Here is a 21,885-nt window from a genome sequence, read left to right on the forward strand (position 1 = left end):
AAATAATGTATAACTTTGCCCGAAAAAACATTGAATATGAAAAAAAAGTATTTATCAGTAGCATTAATCCCATTGATGATGGCTTGTAATTCAAATCCGAAGACGGCGACTTTGACAGACGATGCCGGTATCCGTCTCGAAAACCTGGACACGACTGCCAGTCCGGGTGCTAATTTTTATCAGTATGCTTGTGGCGGGTGGATGAAAAATCATCCCCTCACGGGTGAATATTCGCGTTTTGGCTCGTTCGACAAACTGGGTGAAGACAATCGCGAACAACTGAAAAGTCTGATCGAAGAAATTGCCGGAAAAGAACATGAAAACGGTACGGTAGCACAAAAAATCGGTGACTTGTACCATATCGCTATGGACAGTGCCAAACTCAATACCGACGGAACAGCACCGTTGAAGCCGTGGCTCGATAAGATCGCAGCCATCAGCGATAAAGCCGAACTGTCCACTTTCCTGGCCGAGATGAAACTGTCGGGTATGTCGCCGTTTTTCAGTGTGTATGTCGGTGCGGATGTAATGGATAGCAAGAAGAATATCTTTTCGACGTATCAAGGCGGGCTCTCGCTGGGAGAACGTGATTATTACCTCGAAGAGGATGAAAGCACGATGAAAATCCGTAACGAATTCAGAAATCATGTCGTCAAGATGTTCGAATTGTTCGGGATTTCGGGCGAACAGGCACAGCGCCAAATGGAAGATGTGATGCGTATCGAAACACGTTTGGCCAAGTCACATTTCGACAAGGTGAAAACGCGCAATCCGTATGCGAATTATCATAAAATGACGGTCGACGACCTCCAGAAGCTGGTTCCGAACATTGACTGGACCAAATTCCTCGCTACGCTGAATGTGCAGATTAAGGAACTCTCCGTATCGCAGGAGGAGCCGATGGTTGAAGTGAACAAGCTGATTGCCGAAGAACCATTGAGTGCGATCCAATCGTATCTTTCATGGAAAGCGATCGATCATGCCGCGTCTTACTTGAGTGACGAGATTTATGCGCAGAACTTTGAATTTTACGGAAAGGTGCTTTCGGGCAAGACCGAGATGCAACCGCGTTGGAAACGTGCGCAAGCCAGTGTGAACGACTGTCTGGGCGAAGCGGTGGGACAGATGTATGTGGCGAAATATTTTCCGCCCGAAGCCAAAGAGCGTATGGTCAATCTTGTGCATAACTTGCAGAATGCTTACGCCGAACGTATTCGTAATCTCGACTGGATGGGCGATTCGACGAAAGCCAAAGCGATCGAAAAACTCAATGCTTTTTATGTAAAGATCGGTTATCCCGACAAATGGAAAGATTATACGTCGCTCGAGGTGAAAAAAGATTCTTACCTTGCCAATATCGAACGTGCCGCGCAGTTCGCCGTGCGCGAGATGCTCGATAAAGCAACGAAACCTGTCGATCGCGACGAATGGTACATGACACCGCAGACCGTGAATGCCTACTATAATCCCACCACGAACGAGATTTGTTTCCCGGCGGGGATTCTTCAGTATCCGTTCTTCGATATGAATGCCGATGACGCCTTCAACTACGGGGCGATCGGGGTCGTGATCGGCCATGAAATGACTCACGGCTTCGATGATCAGGGACGTCAGTTCGATAAGGACGGTAATCTCAAAGATTGGTGGACGGCATCGGACGCGGAGAAGTTCCAAGAACGTGCCAAAGTGATGTCCGATTTCTTCGATAACATCGAGGTGGCGCCCGGTGTGCATGCCAATGGGAAGTTCACATTAGGCGAAACACTGGCCGATTACGGCGGTTTGCAGATTTCGTACCAAGCCTTTAAAAATGCGACAGCCGGTAAAACATTGGAAAACAAACTCGGTTTTACGCCTGACCAGCGTTTCTTCCTTGCGTATGCAGGCGTTTGGGCGGGGAATATCCGGGACGAAGAGATTCTTCGTCGCACGAAGACTGATCCTCATGCCTTGGGTAAGTGGCGTGTAGACGGTGAATTGCCGCATATCGATGCATGGTATCAGGCCTTCGGTATCACGGAGGACAGTCCGATGTATATCGCCAAAGAAAAACGAGTAACGATTTGGTAGTGTAAATGAAACAAATCGTAGTCTTATTTTTAAGTATCGTTTGTCTGTCAGGTGCCTTGCGCCTGACAGCGCAGACGTATAACGCGCAGGAAGTAGCCAAGCTGAAAGCGTTCTTCAGCCAGAACTCGGCGGAAAAAGGGAAAAAGAATTACGAACAATTGGGCGTTGCTTCACTCGATGCAGTAGACTGGAAGAACGTTTCCGGACTGAAATGGAATGCGAACGGGCGTGTGGAGAGTATAAACTGGAAAGAGAAGAAACTGGGAGGCGATTTAGATGTCAGTGGCTTTACCGATTTGCTGGTAATGCACTGCGAAAGGAATCAGTTGCAGTCTTTGAATGTCACCGGCAATACGAAGATGACTTATCTCGACTGTTACAATAACGAATTTAAATCGATCGATATCTCTACGAATGTCAATCTGACAAGTTTCTGTTGTCGTTATAATCAGTTGACGAAGCTGGACGTGACGCATAACCCAAAACTTACGTTTCTCTGCTCGAGCGGAAACCGGTTCGAACAAATCGATCTCTCGAACAATGCGGAACTCGTAGAATTTTATGCGGCCAACGGTAAACTGAAGAGTATCGATCTTTCCCATAATCCGAAGCTGAGAGATGTGGCTTTGCGTACGAATCAACTCACATCGCTCGACGTATCGAATCTGACAAAATTAGAAAACCTGACTTGTTACGAGAATAACTTGACAATATTCAATGCGTCCGGCTGTAAATCGTTAAAATTGATTCGCGCTTACGAAAACAAAATCACGTCTCTCAATGTGTCGGGGTGCACGGCATTGAAAACGTTGGCTTTCTATTCCAACAACCTCGCGGAGTTGGATGTGTCGGAATGCCCGAACATTGAGTTTATTTCGTTGATGAATAATGGGACACATACGTTAAAGCTGCCGCCTAATCCGTCGAATAAGCTGGAAATCATGTGCGAAAGAAACCGTTTTACTTTTTCCACGTTACCCCGGCCGTCGTTTTTGCGTTCTTATGCACCGCAAGCCAAAGTGACGTTGTCGGCGCCATCCGACAAAATCGATCTGAGAAGCGAGTATAAACTGAACGGAACGGCATCCGTGTTTGTTTGGATGGACAGGGGCGCTCCCGTGATTCCTGAGGCTAATCGAGACGGACTCTTTTCGTTTGCCGAATCGTATGTGGGCAAAACGTTGACGTGTACCGTCACGAATCCCGCATACCCCAAGCTGACGATGACGTATGAGGTGTCGTTGACGGAGCCGGTAGCCAATATCATCGTCGAATCGGAAGTGGCGTTCCGGACACAGAGAGAACAGCTTTGCCTGACGGCAAGTCGTCCTGTGACAGTGTATATTTATACGATCATCGGCACGCTGTTGCGGAAGCAAAGCCTGAGCGAAGGCGAGACTTGCTTCGCGTTGCCGCAGGGAATATATATCGTGTCGTTGAGTAACGGTACGGTACGAAAAATAGTAATACCATAAAAGAAACGATTTTTTAAGCAAGTATGAATAAAATATATACGATATTAGGTCTGTGCCTGATTTCTATGAGTCTACAGGCGCAGACCATGAAGTGGTTTAATCCGCAACAGAGTGAAATACCCTGCATTCAGCAACGCGGCTGGGCCGATGAGATGAAGAACAGCTATGCGCGCCTTCCCGACCGTGCCCGCGCCGAGGTACGCGAGCCGGTTTGGAAATTATCGCGCAACGCTGCCGGGTTGGCAATCTATTTTTATACGAATGCTTCCGAAATACGCGTTCGATACACGGTGAGTAGCGGGCTGAGCATGCCTCACATGCCGTCGACCGGTGTTTCGGGCGTGGATTTGTATTCCATCGACAAGCAAGGACGCTGGATGGATAACGGAGTTAAATACATCTTCGGAGATACGATTCTCTATACGTATACCGATTTGAATACGAAGATGGAACGCGAATACCGGCTCTATCTGCCGCTTTATAATTCGGTGACGTGGATGGAAATCGGAGTCCCCGAAGGGGCAGTCTTCAAGGTCGAACCCGTACGCCGGGAGAAACCGATTGTCGTTTACGGTACGTCGATCGCACAGGGCGCATGCGCCTCGCGACCGGGCAATGCGTGGACGAATATCCTGGCGCGCAAGCTGGACTGGCCGGTCGTGAATTTCGGTTTTTCGGGAAACGGACAACTGGAGCCTGAGGTGCTTAAGTATATCAACGAAGTAGACGGAGCGGCCTATTTGCTGGATTGCTATCCGAATCTCGGTAAGTTTACGGTCGAAGAGAAGACGCGTCGTACCATCGAAGCGGTGCGTACCATTCGTGCGCGGCATGCCGCTCCGATTGTGATCGTGCAGCATACCGGATTTAATCAGGACGAAGTGCAGGCGTCGACTCGCACTCAGGTGGCGGAAGCGAATGAAGCGGCACGGAAGGCGTACGACCAGCTCAAGAACGAGATCAAAGACCTTCATCTGATGACGTTCGACGAAAGTGTCCGCACAACGGAGACAACGGCCGAAGGCATTCACCCGAACGATTACGGCATGGTTGTTTTGGCCGGGCATCATGAAGCGTTCTTGCGTCGGCTGCTGCGTATGTCGAAAGGGACGAAGAGCACCATGATTCCGGTGACGCAACGCCGTGAACCGGGTACGTACGACTGGCAGGCAAGGCATCAGGATATCCTGCGTCAGAATGCCGAACAGGCTCCGCGACGTGTCATCATGGGCAATTCCATCACCCACTATTGGGGAGGAGCGCACAGGATTCAAGACGGCAAAGAAAGTTGGAACAGAGAGTTTGTACCGGCCGGATACCGTAACATGGGTTACGGCTGGGATTATGTGCAGAATGTACTCTGGCGGGTGTACCATGGCGAGCTGGACGGGTTTGAAGCCGAGAAGGTGGTGCTGAATATCGGCACCAACAATTTGACTTTCGATAGCGACGAAGATATCGTCGAAGGATTGCTTTTCCTGCTGGCCGCGATTCGTGAGCGTCAGCCCAAGGCGGCTATTAAAGTCGTCGCCCTGTATCCGCGCCGGGCTATGGAGGAACGCGTGGCCGGACTGAATCGAAAGATTGAACGGGCTGTGCTTCCCTTGGGCTATGAATATTGCGATGTGGGCAGTTACTTTCTCAAGCCCGACGGAAAAATCGATGAAACACTTTTCAGAGACGGTTTGCATCCCAATGCGAAAGGGTACGAACGGATCGCCGCGAAAGTAGCCGAATAAGATAGAGTGAAGAGAGGGTGTGTCAAAACGCAATGTTTGGGCACACCCTCTTTAAGAATGGGCGAAAAGCCAATCTCTCGGTATGATTAAGTCTTCCGACGGCCATGATGAAGCCTTCGCGTGGTTATGGATAAGCTTGCCGATGCTTATGAGTTATTAGAACCATAGTTGTGTTCCAATTGGATCACAGCTGTGAAACAATTGTCTCACAACTGTGATCCAATTGTCCCACAATTGTGGGACAAGTAACTGAATGTGATCGGCCGGCTTAACTGTACGCATCGGAGGGCTAAACAGTGCCGATCGCTTGGGTTAACCCCGGATTCCGCAATAGAACAAATCATAATGAATTTCATTCAGGCTTTCAGCCCTCTAAATAGGGTGCGGACATCGATACCCCACCCTTACGGGATGGGGCTGAAATAATTCGGGCTTTCAGCCCTTGGATGCCCTTCGGGGGGGAGTTGTTGAAATGTTTATTTGTTGAGTTGAATGTTAAACAACAAACACCTAAACAACTAAACATCCGAAGGACTGAACGCTGAAGGCAAATAACGCAAATGACGCGAATGATCGTAAAGTGAAAAACGAAAAGTGAAAAGTGAATACCCGGAGGACTTCTCGTTTTTCGTTCTTCGTTTTTCACTTTCCCATAACAATTAAATAATGATAAACGCCGAACTGTGTATCGCGTAATTTGGGTTAAAAGTAAGGTGGAAATACCGATAGGTTTTGCCAAAAGGAGTTTAATGGCTGTTATGCTTCGTAAAGAGATGCTTTTTTACGGGCTCGTGTATCGGAATCTCAGCTTTTTTATCTATGTTTGCCGAGTTTTGCACAGACGATAACATTAGAAAAAGAACAACGTGAATAGGAGAGTAGTTATTACCGGTATGGGCATTTATTCGTGCCTCGGAAAGAATCTGGACGAAGTGCGGGAGTCGCTTTATCACGGAAAATCAGGAATTATCTTTGATCCTGTCCGCAAGGAGATGGGATTTCGTTCGGCGTTAACGGGGCATCTTGAAATCCCCGAATTGAAAGGGATACTCAGCCGCAGCCAACGCGGATATATGCCCGAGCAGGCGAAATATGCCTACGTCGCCACATGTGAAGCGATGGCGCAGGCACGGCTCGATGCCGATTATATCGAACGGCACGAAGTAGGTATCCTTTATGGGAACGACAGCACCTCCGAAGCTATGGTCAGAAGCGTGGACATCTTGCGTGAAAAGAAAGATACGACCTTGATCGGTGCGGGGGCTATTTTCCAGTCGATGAACTCGACCGTCACGATGAATCTCTCCTGCATCTTCAAGTTGAGAGGGATGAATCTGACGGTTTCGGGCGCCTGCGCGAGCGGATCGCATGCGATAGGTCTGGGCATGTTGCTGATCCGTGACGGACTGCAAAACTGTGTGATTTGCGGGGGGGCTCAGGAGATCAACCCGTTTGCCGTTAGCAGCTTCGACGGAATCAGTGCGTTCTCGGTCAGAGAAGGTGAGCCGACGAAAGCTTCCCGCCCGTTCGATCGCGATCGTGACGGATTGGTGCCCGGCGGTGGCGCCGCAACGGTTATCCTCGAAGACTATGAATCGGCCGTACGCCGGGGAGCACCGATTCTCGCCGAAGTGTGCGGATACGGCTTTTCGTCGAACGGCGACCATATTTCGGTGCCGAACGTAGAAGGACCGGTACGTTCTTTGCATATGGCGATCAGGCAAGCGGGCATAGACATCCGCGAAATCGGCTATGTGAATGCACATGCGACTTCAACCATTGTGGGCGACAAGAATGAAGCGAAATCGATCGACACGGTGTTCGGCGACCGGAAGCCCGAAGTGACTTCGACCAAGTCCATGACCGGACATGAGATGTGGATGGCGGGAGCGAGCGAGGTCATCTATTCGATGCTGATGATGAAGAATGATTTTATCGCGCCGAATCTCAATTTTGAAAATCCTGACGAAGATTCGGCCAAACTTAATATTCCCGCGACACGCATCGATAAACATTTTGATATGTTTCTGTCGAACTCGTTCGGCTTTGGCGGAACGAATTCGACCCTTGTCATCCGAAACATGAACGGCTGACCGTTCGTATCACCTACCTGTCAACATATACAACAGTGAATTACGACGTAATTATTATCGGAGGAGGGCTGGGCGGTCTGGAGTGCGGTTTTATATTAGCCCGTCACGGACTGAATGTATGTGTACTGGAGCAACATACACAGGTTGGCGGCTGCTTACAGACTTTTCGGCGAAAAGGCGTAACGTTCGACACGGGTTTTCATTATATCGGAGGATTGGGCGAAGGCGAATCGCTCTATCCTTTCTTCCGTTATTTCGGGCTGCTCGATTTGCCGTGGCAGCGAATGGACGATCTGTTCGACGAAGTGGTTATCGGAGAACAGTCTTACTTTTTTGCCAACGGACACGAACGCTTCGTCGATACACTGGCAGAATCCTTTCCGCATCAGCGCAAACAGTTGGAGACTTATACCGCTTTTCTGAAAACGGTGGGCGAGCATCTGCTCGATGTGTTTGATCCCGACGTGATGAATGGAGAGTATGTGCTTCCCCTGTTCGGACGGTCGGCGTATGAATTTCTGCATGAAACGATCGACGATCCGCTGTTGCGAAAGGTCCTTTCGGGTACTTCGCTCAAGATGGAGCTGGATGCCGACAAGCTGCCGCTTTATACGTTTGCGCAGATTCATAACTCCTATATTCAGAGTGCGTGGCGACTGCGTGGCGGAGGATCGCAGATTGCCGATCGTCTGGTACAACAGATCGAGGTGATGGGAGGAACCGTGCGTACCCGGGCCGGTGCAACACGATTGATTGAAACGAACGGCCGAATCACGGCAGTCGAGGTGAACGGTGACGAGCAGCTTACCGCTCGCTTTTTCATCTCCAACGCCCATCCGTCCTATACGTATTCGATGCTCGAAGAGAGCCGGTGTATCCGTAAAGCTTTCCGCAAACGTATCACGCATCTGCCTAATACGGCCGGGGTATTTACGGCCAACATCCGGCTGCGTCCCGGCAGTGTGCCCTACTGCAACCGCAACATTTACCTTCACGACGAGGCGTCCGACCTTTGGCGATACCGCTTTGACAAAGAACCGTCCGGCATGTTTATCAGTTATAAGATACCGGAAAACAGTGACGGCTATACGCCGAATATCGATTTGCTTGCCCCCATGGCGTGGGCTGAGGTGGAGCGCTGGAAAGATGGGCCACGTGATGCGGGCTATGCCGCGATAAAGCGCGAGAAGGCCGAGGCGTGCCTTACTTTTGCTGCGCGTCGGCTGCCCTGGCTGCGTGATGCCGTCGAAGAGATATATACCAGTACGCCTTTGTCCTACCGCCGCTATACGAATACGGTCGACGGTTCGGCGTACGGTATCCGAAAAGACTGTACTTCTCCGATCAGTACCGTACTGATGCCACGGACGCCGGTCCCAAATCTGTTTTTAACAGGACAGAACCTGAGCCTGCACGGTATCCTCGGCGTATCCGTAACATCTTTCTTTACTTGTGCCGAAATCGTCGGTATGAAAACGGTAACGAAAGACTTTCGATAGAGTAGGGGAGAAGAGAAGTTCTCCGATAAAGAATGCGGTGTGTCATAACGGGCGAACTGCTTCGTTGCTTGCGGAATGTGAGCTCGGTCACATACCTTAGTATGCTCCCTCGCTCTCATCCTTAGCGCCCCCCAATTTCACCCATTCTTACACACCTAAAGAGGGTGTGCCCAAACATTGCGTTTTGACACACCCTCTTCAAACAGAAAATTATATGCAAATAAAAAAATGAATCTTAATCGGAGAGTAAGATTTCCAATATCTGACAAGCGGCTTTGGCCACAGACGTTCCCGGACCGTAAATCGCCGCTACACCGGCCTTGTAGAGGAAATCGTAATCCTGCGCGGGGATAACGCCTCCGGCAATGACCAGAATATCCGGACGGCCGAGTTTCTTCAACTCTTCGATCACTTGCGGTACAAGCGTCTTATGTCCGGCAGCGAGCGATGATACGCCAAGCACATGCACGTCGTTCTCGACCGCGTCGCGGGCCGCTTCTTCGGGTGTCTGGAACAATGGTCCCATATCGACGTCGAATCCGCAATCGGCATAACCCGTTGCAACTACTTTGGCGCCCCGGTCGTGTCCGTCCTGACCCATCTTGGCGATCATAATACGCGGCTGACGCCCCTGTTTCTTGGCAAACGCCTCGGCCAACTCGCACGCCTTGCGGAAGTCGCCGTCTTCTTTTGTCTCTGATGAATACACGCCTGATATCGTTCTGATAATTGCTTTATAACGTCCTACCACCGCTTCGCAAGCGTCGGAAATCTCGCCCAGCGAAGCACGCAGCCCGGCCGCTTTGACGGCCAGATCGAGCAGGTTGCCCTGCTTCGTCTTCACACACTCCGTGATATCGGCCAGCGCTTTCTGTACGGCTGCCTCGTCGCGCTTTCCGCGCAAATCCTGCAAACGAGCCACCTGCTCTTCGCGAACGGCCGTATTGTCGATCTCCAGAATATCGATCGGGGCCTCTTTGGCCAAGCGATATTTGTTCACTCCTACAATCGTCTGAACGCCGGAGTCGATACGAGCCTGCGTGCGCGCGGCAGCTTCCTCGATACGCATCTTCGGCAGACCGGTCTCGATAGCCTTGGCCATACCGCCCATGCTCTCGATTTCCTGAATCAACGCCCATCCCTTGTGGATCAATTCATGGGTCAATGCTTCGACGTAATACGAACCGGCCCACGGGTCGATTTCCTTACATACCTGCGTTTCTTCCTGAATGTATATCTGCGTGTTACGCGCGATACGAGCCGAGAAGTCGGTCGGCAACGCGATAGCCTCGTCGAGCGCGTTCGTGTGCAGCGATTGCGTATGTCCGAGCGAAGCGGCCATCGCTTCGATACATGTACGACCAACGTTATTGAACGGATCTTGCTCGGTCAACGACCATCCCGACGTCTGACTGTGCGTACGCAACGCCAGCGATTTGGGATTTTTCGCGCCGAAGCTCTTGACGATCTTCGCCCACAGCATACGTGCGGCACGCATCTTGGCGATCTCCATAAAATGGTTCATGCCGATAGCCCAGAAGAATGACAGACGCGGTGCGAACGCATCGACATCGATTCCGGCATTGATCCCCGCACGCAGGTACTCCATACCGTCCGAAAGCGTATAAGCCATTTCAATGTCGGCCGTTGCGCCGGCTTCCTGCATGTGGTAGCCTGAAATCGAAATCGAATTGAACTTCGGCATATTCTGTGACGTGTACTCGAAAATGTCGGCGATGATACGCATCGAGAATTCGGGCGGATAAATATACGTATTACGCACCATGAATTCCTTCAGGATGTCGTTCTGAATCGTTCCCTGCATCTCTTCGAGCTTGGCGCCCTGCTCCAGACCGGCATTGATATAAAAGGCGAGCACCGGCAGCACGGCTCCGTTCATGGTCATCGAAACGGACATCTTACTCAACGGAATCCCGTCGAACAAGACTTTCATGTCTTCGAGCGAGCAAATAGACACGCCAGCTTTTCCTACGTCACCCACCACGCGGTTGTTGTCCGCATTGTATCCGCGGTGCGTCGGCAAGTCGAACGCTACCGACAACCCCTTCTGACCCGCAGCAAGGTTACGGCGATAAAACGCATTCGACTCTTCGGCCGTCGAGAACCCCGCGTACTGCCGAATCGTCCACGGGCGCATGGCGTACATACCGCTGTAAGGCCCGCGCAGATAAGGCGGCAGCCCCGACGCATAATGCAAATGCTCCATCCCGTCGAGGTCTTCTTTCGTATAGACTGACTTTACCTGAATCTGTTCAGGTGTTTTCCAATTGGCCTCAATGCCATTGGACTTGGCCCATTCCGCTGCGTTCGTGGCAGCAAAACCGGCTTTCTGAATATCGATATTTTTAAAATTCGGTCTCATCATCTTTGTTTTTTCTTTTAAAGAAGGCTTCGGTTAAACATCTGCAACGTCTCCAGCACATTCGATTTCACGTGAATGAAATGTTCGATGCCGGCCGCTTTCAATTCGTCCATACATGCGGGAGCACCGGCAACCACAAACAGCTCCTTGCCTTCGGTCAGCTTGAACGCTTCGGGAGCAAAGGTGGCATATTCGTCATCGCTCGAGCAAAGCACGATGATATCGGCATGCTTCTCACGAGCGGCTTTCACTCCGGCCTCCACGGTTTCGAAGCCGAGGTTGTCGAAAATCTCGTATCCCGCACAAGCGAAGAAGTTCGAGGAAAACTGCGAGCGTGCCAGACGCATGGCCAGATTACCGATGGTAAGCATGAACACCTTCGGGCGTTTACCGCTCTTCTCCGTTTCCAGACGTAAGGCTTCAAACTCTGAAGCTCCGCGCGAGAAATCGAGTTTCGCGATTTCCGAATCTTTATGGCAATGACAGCCACATTCGCAATCGGCTTCGATCTTGTCGCCTGCAACCTCGGTGAAGTTCGGGAAGATATTCGTTCCGAGCAGACTGATGCGGCGTGTGGCAATCTGTTTCTTACGTGCCGTATTCGACTCGTTGACGGCCTGCTGTACCTCGCCGGCATTCGCCACGACAGCAAAACCGCCTTTGTCTTCAACTTCAAGGAACAACTTCCAGGCAGCCTCGGCTACGGATTGCGTCAATACTTCCACATAGTAGGAGCCGCCTCCCGGATCGACAACGCGGTCTAAATGACATTCCTCTTTCAAGAGCAACTGCTGATTCCGCGCGATGCGTTCCGAGAATTCGTCCGGTGTTTTGAACACGTCATCGTAAGGCGAAACGGTAATCGAGTCAGCCCCCGCGATAGCCGCAGACATCGCTTCGGTCTGCGTACGGAGCATATTCACATACGCATCGAAAACGGTCATGTTCCAAGCCGACGTGCGGGCGTGCATTTTCATCTTGCAGGCGCAGCGACAAAATGCGCTATCGTCTGCCGTTTTCGTATCGCAGCAGTCGGGCGGACACGCACATGCCGGATCGTAAGCTTTCACAATCTCTGCCCACAACCAACGCGCGGCACGGAACTTCGCGATTTCCATAAAATAGTTGGATGAGATACCGAAGTTGAACTTAATCTTGTTGGCTACCTTGTCCACCGGCATACCTGCTTCCGCAAGTTTGGCAAGCAGCTCGTTACCCCAAGCCAAGGCATAGCCCAGCTCCTGAGTGATATACGAACCGGCATCACTCAAGTTGCAAGCTTGTATGGCCAGCACGCGGTAATGAGGCAAGGCTTCACCGGCCTTAAGCACGGCAACCACATCTTCCACCCAATCGCTTTCAAGCGCAACTCCTTTGACAAGCGGCACCTTGAAGGCATCGTAGGAAACAGAGCCTTGCGCCTTCTCCAAGTCAACTCCTTTTTCTTTGTAGTACTCGGTAAGAATACCGAGTAATTCTACCGCCCTGCGGTTGCAGGTCATAAAATTCAATTCCGTTCCTACCGGACAAATGCCTTCAAGCAATGTCCGGATATTATCCGCATTAACGCGCTCGCCTTTAATCCGGAAACCGAGAGCGGTCACTCCGCACTCGGCCACGAGGCGTCTGGCTTTTTCGTTGGCCGACGCGCAGTCGGTCACCTCGATGTCCTGACGGACAAGCCATGCGTTAGAAACATTTGTTCCGCGAACGTACGGAAACTCACCGGGCAGCGACGTGGCAGTCGCCATCCCCTCAATGTCTTCGGCGCGATAAAAAGGATTAACATTGAACCCTTCGCCGGTTTTCCAAACCAATTTCTTCTCGAACGGCGCTCCCTTGAGATCGGCTGTGATCTTGTCCATCCATTCCTGTGTGGATACGGGAGGAAATTCGGAAAAAAGCTTCTCTTTTGCTTCTGCCATAAAACTTTTCTTTATTTATTTGTTAAACAGACTGTGTGTTCCTCAAATGTTATAATTATAACTGAATTTATCGATTATCGCGATGGCCGATATAAAGCCACGATGTTTTGAATTTCTCTTTTTTCCGCAATCGGTTTACGTACGCTTCGGCTTCTGCCCGATTATCGTACTTTGCGGCATAAATACGTATCTGCTGACCGCTCCGCACCATCCCGATCTGACGACATTCCGCCGGGTCGATTTCGGAAACGAACTTCCGCGCACGACTGCGGGAATCAAAGCTTCCGATAATGACATAATACGATCGGCGAGCCACGTTTTCTATGGCTATCTCGGTCGATGAATGGGTTGTCTTCTGCACGGCTCCGGTAGCAGGCTCAACAGACGGCTCCGGAAGAGACGGCCCCAAATCGACCGGTTCGTCCGTTTCTTTCGCAGATTGTACCGGAGATGCTTTTTCTGCTTCACCGGCTGAAAACGTAGAAGTCAGTATTTCCGAAGGTGCAAATCCGGCCGTGTAGGAATTCCGATTCACATCCTTGACGGGAGTCGTGATCAGAAAGAACAGCACGACAGCCGCAGCGGCTATAGCGGCAACGCGCCCCATCATACGTAACAGCAGAGGTACTTCGCGCCCCGTCTTTTCCGTACGAGGAGGCTCTTCGATCGGAGAATCCGGGGAAACAGGTAAACGGGTTACAAGTGAATCGTGGCTACGCTCCGTACCGACAGGTACCATATAAAACGAGGTTAGGCCATAGGTATCGAAAGTGTAACGAGAAGCATCCGCTTCCGGTTCGAAGATAAGGGCTCCGTCTTCGTTTCGTCGCAACGATCCGAGCCTACCTGCCGAAACTGTTCGGTACTCATCAAGTGCTCTCTTCCATTCGTCCAAGTCTTGTCTGAGGGTTTGCTGCGCTTCGTTGAAATCCATCCCATATATTTGCATATACGATTCGGTCAAAAGACCGTCGTTATGGTTAAGCGTAGGATTAAACACAATCTCTTTATGCGCAGGAGAAAAAGCATTTTCTTCGGCCACAAAGAAAGCCGGGCGTCGCTGGAGCACAAAACCTCCGAAGCCCGGAACAATCACGCAGTCGTTGACTAACAGTACACGCTCAATATGTGTAATAATCCGTAGCACCACGCAAAGGTATATCATTTTCCGGAATACAACACAGAAAAAGCTAAAAAAGTTACGCCCCCGGCGTTGAACGTGGGGGCGTAACCTATAAAATATCTATTAATAACCCGGATTCTGTTTCAGATTACGATTGGCATCAAGCGCCGTCTGCGGAATCGGAAAGATTTTCAGATGCTCCTTGGCTTTTGTGTCAGGTTTGAGGTAACGGGCATGCTGGAAAGTGCCGAAGCGGATACAGTCCTGACGGGAGAAACACTCCCAGGCTAATTCCAGTTTGCGCTCCAACGCGACTTGTGCGAGGGTGACGGACGTATAGTTATGCGATGTATCGCCGAACCCACGCTCACGAATGGCATTGACCAGCTGCGTGGCCAATCCGTTATCGCCGCCCATCCGAACGAGCGCTTCAGCCTTCATCAGATAGACATCGGCCAGACGGAAGATAATGAAGTCGTTCTCCATCGCTCCCAGAGTAGACTTGTCGAAGGGCCACTTGTAACAACGATAGCCGTCTTCCTGATTCACCTGTCCCCATACGGAGCCTTCGTACTGCGAACCCTCGATCTGAATCACGTCGATGTAATGTATCAACGGACGATCGTGTGCGGTCATGAGTACTTTGCCCGTAGCCGGGTCTTTCATTTCGCCCATCAAGAAAGAGCCTTTCAAGCGCTGATCACCTTCTTCGAAGAGTTTGGCATAATCCGTCGTGGCGCAGATCCCGTTCCACGAGCTCCAAGTGCCGCCGAGTGCAATGTTGTCTTTATAATGTAACGTACGGAAATGTAACGTATTTTGATCTTCCGTATCATTCGCACTATAACATACTGCCAGGATAGCTTCGCGCGAGGCTTCGTTTTTGATCTGAAAATTTGTCTTCCAGCTTGGTTCGAGTACATAACTCATCCCCATAACTACATCGCAAGCACTCACTACTTCCGCCCAGTTATTTGTCTTTTTCGTACGTACACCCCACGCTTCGGTGTTCAGATACATTTTGGCCAGCAAGGTATATGCGGCGCCTTTCGTGAATTTGCCGTAGCTTGCGCTCGACACGTCGGAGCGAAGAAGGTCTTTGATCTCGTCCAGTTCTTGCACGATATAATCGAATACTTCCTGACGCGTCTTCGTTGCCGGCAGACCGGCATCCTTAAAGTTTACAGCCAGCGGCACGTTACCGAAAGCATCCATCAGACAATAGAGCCAGAAAGCACGTACCCCGCGTATTTCGGCTAATGCGGCTTTTTTATCTTCGTCCGAAATACTCTGCGAATCTTCGATCGTCGCATAGATGAGGTTACAGGACGAAATAGACTGCGTAGCTGCCTCCCAGCATCCGCGCAATGTACCCGTTTGAGAAGTCCAGGTATGCATGTGCAGATCACGATACACGCCACCGTCGAACCAGTCTCCGCCCTTACGGGTAGGGTTAATGGCCATATCTCCCGTACATTCACTTAAATAAAGCCAATTAGACGGGAAATATCTTTTCAGTGTATTATAGACCGGACCGATAATGGCCTCGACTTCGGCCTTGTTCTTCCCGAACGTATCGGACGGGATTTTGTCATAAACCGTCTCATCCAGATCGAAACACGAAGGAAGAGAGAACAGCATGGCAGCGCCGGTCAGCATGGATATGATTGATTTGATCTTCATATTATCATTCTTTTATACGGATTATTAAAATGTTACATTAAGTCCCACTGTGAAGGTTTTCGACTTGGGATAGAAATCGCGATACTCGATACCGGGATACAGTCCGCTGCCGGCCATGATACCGGTACTTGTTCTCGAACTGTTGGCACGATCGGTCTCGTTGCGTCCTCCTAACTGTACTTCCGGGTCAAGTCCCTTGTATCCGGTAAGGACAAAGAGATTCTGCGCAGCTACGTAAATGCGTGCTTTACTGAGCCAATCGATCTTTTTTGTGTTGAACGTGTAGCCGAGTGCGAGGTTATCGAGACGAATAAATGATGCGTCTTCCACATAATACGAACATATCTGTGAGTTCTGTCCTTTCAGTTTATAGATCAGTTCATCGTTCAGCGCGTTGGTGCCGATTAGATAGGTGTTGTTACCGTAAGCGGCGCGAGGCCCGTTGAAGACTTCGTTGCCGATCATGCCCCGGAAGAAGACCGAAAAATCCCAGTTTTTATAGTTTACCGTATTCTGCCATCCGAAAATCACGTCCGGCAAAGCCGTACCGCAATACGTACGATCTGCCTCGTCGATATTGCCGTCCTGATTGATATCTTCAAAGATATATTTCCCTTCATCACTGATCCCCTTACATTTCCACATATAGAACTGTCCGACCGGACGGCCTGTTTCGACAATATGAGATGTCACTCCCGATCCTCCGCGAATCCACGGACTGCCTACATAGACTTTGTCTGTCTCGTAATGCTCGTTCGAGAGGCGCGTGATTTTATTTTTGTTATACGACCCGTTGAGTGTCATCGTCCAATCCAAGTCTTTGTTGCGAATCACCCCGATGTTGAACATCATCTCAATACCCGTATTCTCCATGTCGCCGACGTTGGCCATCATACGGTCATAAACAAACGGAGGGGTGGGCACGGCATACGTATAGAGCATGTCGGACGTTTTCTTTTTGTACAACTCGACACTACCTCCGAACCGTCCGTTAAACAAAGAAAAATCGAGGCCGAAGTTCATTGTGGCCGTCGATTCCCACTTCAGGTCGGGGTTTGCATTCTGGCTGATCGCGTAAGCCGTTTTCCACGAACCGTCGTTATAATAGATACCTTTCATGCCATACAACTCGAGAGTCCGGTACGGATCAAGTCCGGTCTGATTACCGGTGACACCGTAACCAACACGTAGTTTCAGATCATTCACCCATTTGACCTCTTTCATAAACGCTTCTTCCGAGATACCCCAAGCTGCGGAAACAGAAGGGAAAATACCCCATTTATTGTTCTTTCCGAACTTGGACGAACCGTCACGACGGAGCATGGCCGTAATCATGTAGCGATTGTGATAGCCATAAAACGCTCGGGCATACAGAGAAATAAGCTTATAGGCGCTCTTGCCCGATTCCACATCGCCTGTTTTGAGACCGATGCCTGATTGCAGTGAATTGTAAGACAGGTTATTTGAGAGGAAATTCCGATTCTGGGCAAAAAAGTAGGCATACGCATTTTCTTCCCACGAATAACCGGCCAGCGCCTGCACCTTATGCTCTTCATCGGCTCCGAATGCCCGCTCGTAGTCAATCGTCCACTCGAGCAGGTTACGGTTCCATACGCGGTTCCGCTTGTAGGCATTACCTTGATCGCTCTGTCCGTCTTCGGTCGTTGAATTATTGAACTCACTCCGCGTATCGGAAAAGCGGCTCTTGTAAAGATTCAGTTTCGTATTCAGTCCATTGGCCAGTTCAAATTGAATATCGCCCGAACCGTAGAAATAAAGCATCTCATTGTCTTTGCGGTTCAAGTCCTGATTTTGCACAGGGTTGCCCTGATCGAATTCCGCATTGACCTTGGTAAAGTATGTTCCGTCAGCATTGTAAATCGGATAGACAGGGAGCATACTGTATGCCAAAATATAGTTTCCGGCTTCCGGGAGTTCCTGATTCGTAATGGTCCCCGATCCGGTCAGCCCTATGCGCAGACGGTCGTTGATAGCGCGTTGCTGCACCTGAAAACGAAAGCTGTGACGTTCCTGCTTGTTATCACGCATCACCCCGTTACGATCCTGATACGTATACGAAATACGGTAATTGCCCTTCGACGTGCCACCAGCTAACGACAAACTATGATTTTGTGACAATCCTGTACGTGTCAGTTCGCCAAACCAGTCCGTATCGGCTCCGTACTGATCGTAAACCGAAGGGTCTTGCTTAGAGTGAGCGGCGTAAGCACGCCACTGATCGGCATTAAGCAGATCCGGCTTATTCGCCAGCACATCGACCGACATATACCCATCGTAGTTGACTATGGTACGATTGCCAGCCCCTTTTTTTGTTGTGATAAGAATCACACCTCCCGCTGCACGCGACCCGTAGATCGCAGCCGATGTCGCATCTTTCAGTACGGAGATGGACTCGATATCGGTGGGTGCCACCGTACTCAAATCGCCACCGGGAATCCCGTCGATTACGACGAGAGGCCCCATGTCTTCCTGCAACGTTGTGACACCACGCAGCCGCATCCGCGACGTGCTCGTCACATCGCCCGAACCCGAATTAATCATCAGTCCGGCCACTTTACCCTGCAACAAGTCGGTTGCATCGCGTGTCAGCCCTTTGTTAAAGTTTTCTTCCGTTACATTTGCAACCGAACCGGTAATCTGACGTCGTGTCTGCGTACCGTATCCGATAGCCACCACTTCACCCAAGTTCACAACAGACGGCTGCATCGTTACATCGATCGTACTACGCCCTTTCACTGCTTCTTCCTTCGTATTATAACCGATGTAAGAAAACTGCAAAACAGCATGTTCCGCATTCGAAACCGACAAGATATAACGTCCCTCCAAGTCCGTAACAATACCGTTTGTCGTTCCTTTTTCTACCACGTTGGCGCCGATAATCGGTTCCCCATTCTCGTCCAACACTGTTCCATTTACTTGTTGAGCGTACGTCATCGTTACGCCCAAACACATCAGCGCCGCAAGCAATCCAGCTTTCCAGCGACCAATCTTTCCATTCTTTTCTTGTTTCATACAAGGCACTCCTTAAAAATTAAACATATCATTCATTCACACGATAAAATTTCAGAGCGTATTTCCGGAAACAGGAATTGTAAGCAGCAGTCGTGATTTTCATGATATTTTTCTGCACGAAAGCTTATTGCAATACATGACATTGTTTCCCGGTATAGATTTTTGTAATCTGATACGGACGCAAGATATACATTCTTTTTACATCTGCAAAAAAATTAACATCTTCAGAGGGTTCTCTCGTTATTCACAAAAAGCGGAAGATGTTTGTGAATGAGCGGAATTATGCAAAAAAAGTAGAAAATCAAAAAAATCGTCCTATCATTAATTTTATAGCCCTCAAAACGTTATTAAGAGAAGTTTAGGGTTAAAGCTAAAATAAAGGTGTTCAGGATTACATAAGAGAAGGATTTTATTCAGGTTCACCAATTGTTATACGTAGTCCGCAAAAAAAAATGGGATGATCAAACGGTCTTCATAATGAGTATACTAAAAAGAAGGATGTGTTACACCCTTTTTTATCTGCGATCGACTTATATTATCTTTATATCCAGCGGAAGGAGGGGGATTCGAACCCCCGGTACGGTTACCCGTACGACAGTTTAGCAAACTGTTGGTTTCAGCCACTCACCCATCCTTCCTTCAGATATGCTTTTGAACGGCACATTTTGAAAAAGCGTTGCAAAGATAGACCATTTTTTTGAATCCGCAAATTTTTGTGTTGGCTTAAAAAATGTCTCAAGCTAAAATTTGAATCAATGCTTGATTCGGAGTTATCTCTAAATTGTTTGGCAAAATCCAAAAAACGTTGTATTTATTATCATATAGTTATTTGAGATAAAGTTGTTTCTTTTTTATTCGGCATGGAAAAGTCACATGGTTTCATATCCTTTACAATATCAAAGAGTAGGATACGTATTTTACACAACTTTCCATGCACCTATATTGTTATGCCAATCTCTTCAAACATTTTCTTATATACGACTGCTTTCTCTTCCAAAGGTTTTGGATAGGCTCTTGATGAAGAAGGCATTCGGTATATGCGCAGGTGACGGGAGCAAAAGACGGTTTCGGTCGATGAACCGACTTTCGGTTCTTCAGCTCCTGTCAGCATTAATAAGGTATCCAATGCTTTCTGACCCGTTGCCACGATTGTTCGGCAGTCCGGCAATTCCGACAAAATTTGTTTCAAATCAATCGGGCGAAGTACCTCAAGGTACTTATCCGAAGCATTCCCTTTTTGTCGATTTACTTCCATAGCCGTATCCCAAAGCGCAATCCCCTTTTCAGTCAGAAATGTACGAATTTTTGCTTCGTGAAAAGACTTTTGATCATCCGTCAGGAAATAATGTTTGTCTTTAAAAAAGACGACCCCGAATATCCGCCACATATCATTCTGAAAATTAGGGTAAAAGAAATCCATTTTCCAGCGTGCTCTGGGAGGAGGGAAACTGCCCAACATCAACATTTTTGCACCTTCCGGAGCAAAAGGAGGCAAAGGGTGAACTTCTATCAATGATTCCATCTTACTTCTTCTTGCGGCGTTTCATCTCGAGACGAAGCATATTCAATTCGCGTGTCGTTTGGCCGACAACGGACGTGTTCTCTTCGGCGCGACGAATAAGGTAAGGGATTACGTCTCTGACGCTTGCATAAGGCACATATTTCGTTACATTATATCCTTCGTGAGCCAGATTAAACGAGATATTGTCACTCATGCCTAATAATTGTGCGAAAAAGATGCGCCGGTCGTCGTGTTTCAATCCCTTCTCTTCGATCAGTTCGGCCAGCCGGTGGTTACTTTTTTCGTTATGTGTTCCCATAAAAAGTTCAAAATGGTCGAGATTATCCATGACATATTTGACACCGGCGTCAAAATTATCGTCTGTCTCCTGTTTCGTTTTGAAAATCGGATCAGGATATCCCATGGCCTCAGCACGAGCACGTTCGCCATCCATATATGCTCCACGTACAAATTTTATGCCGGCAATGTATTCTTTTTCTTTGGCATCGGCAAGGATTCGATGTAGATAGGGCAGACGGTCGTGACGATACATCTGAAGCGTAGCAAAAACGGTTGCACGCTCTTTATTGAAGAGCCGCATGGCTTCGTCCGTCATACTGTCTATCGCATCCTGAAAACAATAATCTTCTGCATCTACCAAAATACGTACTCCGTTCTCGTAAGCCCTTCGGCACAACGTCATAAAGCGTTGTTGAAAAACCTCATAATCGCTCTTTTCCGCATCTGTCAACTGATCCGGATGTTCGGAGGCTTTCGACAGCAGTGCGTCGGTCGTGATGGTTGAAGGTTTGAATACGGCATAAGCGATGTTCGGATGATCCTTGGCATTGTCGATCGAGCGCAAAGTTTCTTCCATGGTCTCCTTGATGCCTTCGGAGCTCTGCTCGCCTTCCGCCGAAAAATCAAGCGTCGACTTAACTCCGAAACGCTTCAACAGATGGATTGTTTTTTCGCAGTCTCGCAACGTTTCTCCTCCTACAAATTGTTTATATAATGTAGGCTTGACGATCCATCCTAAGGGAAAATGTATTTTTAGTGCGAGATTGCTTCCCCATTTCGCAAGTTTTACGAGAAAAGGATGCTTAATGGTATTAAATAATATGTACGCATTTCTCAATTCTGCGTCTGTTTTTGCTTCAAAAGCAATTTGGGTGTTATTAAAGTCTAACATATTTGATGTATATTTTCAGGTAAAAACGCGCCGAATATATTACATTTCATTCGGATGAGCAATTTTTTGTGTTGTTTTTTATATGAAGAAAAATATAGAAGGCTATCTGCACTTGACTTTTAGTCACGGTATGTTCTCTACCTTAGAACGTACGGCTATTGATTGCAAG

12 protein-coding genes and 1 tRNA gene are annotated in these 21,885 nt (G+C 49.0%); 5 read left to right on the forward strand and 8 right to left on the reverse strand.

Annotated features, from left to right (window positions below; all coding sequences use genetic code 11):
* The first annotated feature begins 36 nt into the window (after positions 1-36).
* From Q4A89_RS01450 to Q4A89_RS01470, 5 genes are all read left to right on the forward strand, one after another.
* On the forward strand, positions 37-2,070 hold the full coding sequence (locus tag Q4A89_RS01450; RefSeq protein WP_303183186.1) for a M13 family metallopeptidase: 2,034 nt from the start codon (positions 37-39) through the stop codon (positions 2,068-2,070).
* Positions 2,071-2,075: 5 nt separating this feature from the next.
* Positions 2,076-3,545, forward strand: coding sequence for a hypothetical protein (locus tag Q4A89_RS01455; protein WP_303183188.1), 1,470 nt, complete (start codon positions 2,076-2,078; stop codon positions 3,543-3,545).
* A gap of 23 nt (positions 3,546-3,568) precedes the next feature.
* Positions 3,569-5,284: an SGNH/GDSL hydrolase family protein gene (locus Q4A89_RS01460; RefSeq protein ID WP_303183190.1), complete on the forward strand. Its 1,716-nt coding sequence runs from the start codon at positions 3,569-3,571 to the stop codon at positions 5,282-5,284.
* Between the two features lie 866 nt (positions 5,285-6,150).
* Complete coding sequence (locus Q4A89_RS01465) at positions 6,151-7,377, forward strand: beta-ketoacyl synthase (protein ID WP_303183192.1); 1,227 nt, start codon at positions 6,151-6,153, stop codon at positions 7,375-7,377.
* 35 nt (positions 7,378-7,412) lie between these two features.
* Complete coding sequence (locus Q4A89_RS01470; RefSeq protein ID WP_303183194.1) at positions 7,413-8,876, forward strand: NAD(P)/FAD-dependent oxidoreductase; 1,464 nt, start codon at positions 7,413-7,415, stop codon at positions 8,874-8,876.
* A gap of 235 nt (positions 8,877-9,111) precedes the next feature.
* Here the strand turns inward: Q4A89_RS01470 and scpA are convergent, their stop codons facing one another.
* The 8 genes from scpA to Q4A89_RS01510 form a co-directional block, all read right to left on the reverse strand.
* The gene (scpA, locus tag Q4A89_RS01475) at positions 9,112-11,259 is read right to left on the reverse strand and encodes a methylmalonyl-CoA mutase (RefSeq protein ID WP_303183239.1); all 2,148 of its coding nucleotides are present in this window, start codon (positions 11,257-11,259) and stop codon (positions 9,112-9,114) included.
* 17 nt (positions 11,260-11,276) lie between these two features.
* Positions 11,277-13,184, reverse strand: coding sequence for a methylmalonyl-CoA mutase small subunit (gene mutA / locus Q4A89_RS01480; RefSeq protein ID WP_303183195.1), 1,908 nt, complete (start codon positions 13,182-13,184; stop codon positions 11,277-11,279).
* Between the two features lie 67 nt (positions 13,185-13,251).
* Positions 13,252-14,349: an SPOR domain-containing protein gene (locus tag Q4A89_RS01485; protein ID WP_303183197.1), complete on the reverse strand. Its 1,098-nt coding sequence runs from the start codon at positions 14,347-14,349 to the stop codon at positions 13,252-13,254.
* 81 nt (positions 14,350-14,430) lie between these two features.
* Positions 14,431-15,990: a RagB/SusD family nutrient uptake outer membrane protein gene (locus Q4A89_RS01490; RefSeq protein WP_303183199.1), complete on the reverse strand. Its 1,560-nt coding sequence runs from the start codon at positions 15,988-15,990 to the stop codon at positions 14,431-14,433.
* 24 nt (positions 15,991-16,014) lie between these two features.
* On the reverse strand, positions 16,015-19,023 hold the full coding sequence (locus tag Q4A89_RS01495) for a TonB-dependent receptor (RefSeq protein WP_303183201.1): 3,009 nt from the start codon (positions 19,021-19,023) through the stop codon (positions 16,015-16,017).
* 551 nt (positions 19,024-19,574) lie between these two features.
* Positions 19,575-19,661: transfer RNA gene (locus Q4A89_RS01500), tRNA-Ser, on the reverse strand.
* Between the two features lie 299 nt (positions 19,662-19,960).
* Positions 19,961-20,545 (reverse strand): uracil-DNA glycosylase family protein, encoded by a 585-nt coding sequence (locus Q4A89_RS01505; RefSeq protein ID WP_303183202.1) that lies wholly within the window; start codon positions 20,543-20,545, stop codon positions 19,961-19,963.
* Between the two features lies 1 nt (position 20,546).
* A complete protein-coding gene (locus Q4A89_RS01510) occupies positions 20,547-21,716 on the reverse strand; it encodes a proline dehydrogenase family protein (RefSeq protein WP_303183203.1) in 1,170 nt (389 codons plus the stop codon).
* Positions 21,717-21,885 lie beyond the last annotated feature (169 nt).

The organism is Tannerella sp., assembly GCF_030528505.1.
Classification (GTDB): domain Bacteria; phylum Bacteroidota; class Bacteroidia; order Bacteroidales; family Tannerellaceae; genus Tannerella.

Bases quoted from the DNA above. Each gene is read 5' to 3' on its own strand.
- mutA (WP_303183195.1), bottom strand. From the start codon at position 13,184: ATGGCAGAAGCAAAAGAGAAGCTTTTTTCCGAATTTCCTCCCGTATCC.
- Q4A89_RS01490 (WP_303183199.1), bottom strand. From the start codon at position 15,990: ATGAAGATCAAATCAATCATATCCATGCTGACCGGCGCTGCCATGCTG.
- Q4A89_RS01510 (WP_303183203.1), bottom strand. From the start codon at position 21,716: ATGTTAGACTTTAATAACACCCAAATTGCTTTTGAAGCAAAAACAGAC.
- Q4A89_RS01485 (WP_303183197.1), bottom strand. From the start codon at position 14,349: ATGATATACCTTTGCGTGGTGCTACGGATTATTACACATATTGAGCGT.
- Q4A89_RS01460 (WP_303183190.1), top strand. From the start codon at position 3,569: ATGAATAAAATATATACGATATTAGGTCTGTGCCTGATTTCTATGAGT.
- scpA (WP_303183239.1), bottom strand. From the start codon at position 11,259: ATGAGACCGAATTTTAAAAATATCGATATTCAGAAAGCCGGTTTTGCT.
- Q4A89_RS01450 (WP_303183186.1), top strand. From the start codon at position 37: ATGAAAAAAAAGTATTTATCAGTAGCATTAATCCCATTGATGATGGCT.
- Q4A89_RS01455 (WP_303183188.1), top strand. From the start codon at position 2,076: ATGAAACAAATCGTAGTCTTATTTTTAAGTATCGTTTGTCTGTCAGGT.
- Q4A89_RS01505 (WP_303183202.1), bottom strand. From the start codon at position 20,545: ATGGAATCATTGATAGAAGTTCACCCTTTGCCTCCTTTTGCTCCGGAA.
- Q4A89_RS01495 (WP_303183201.1), bottom strand. From the start codon at position 19,023: ATGAAACAAGAAAAGAATGGAAAGATTGGTCGCTGGAAAGCTGGATTG.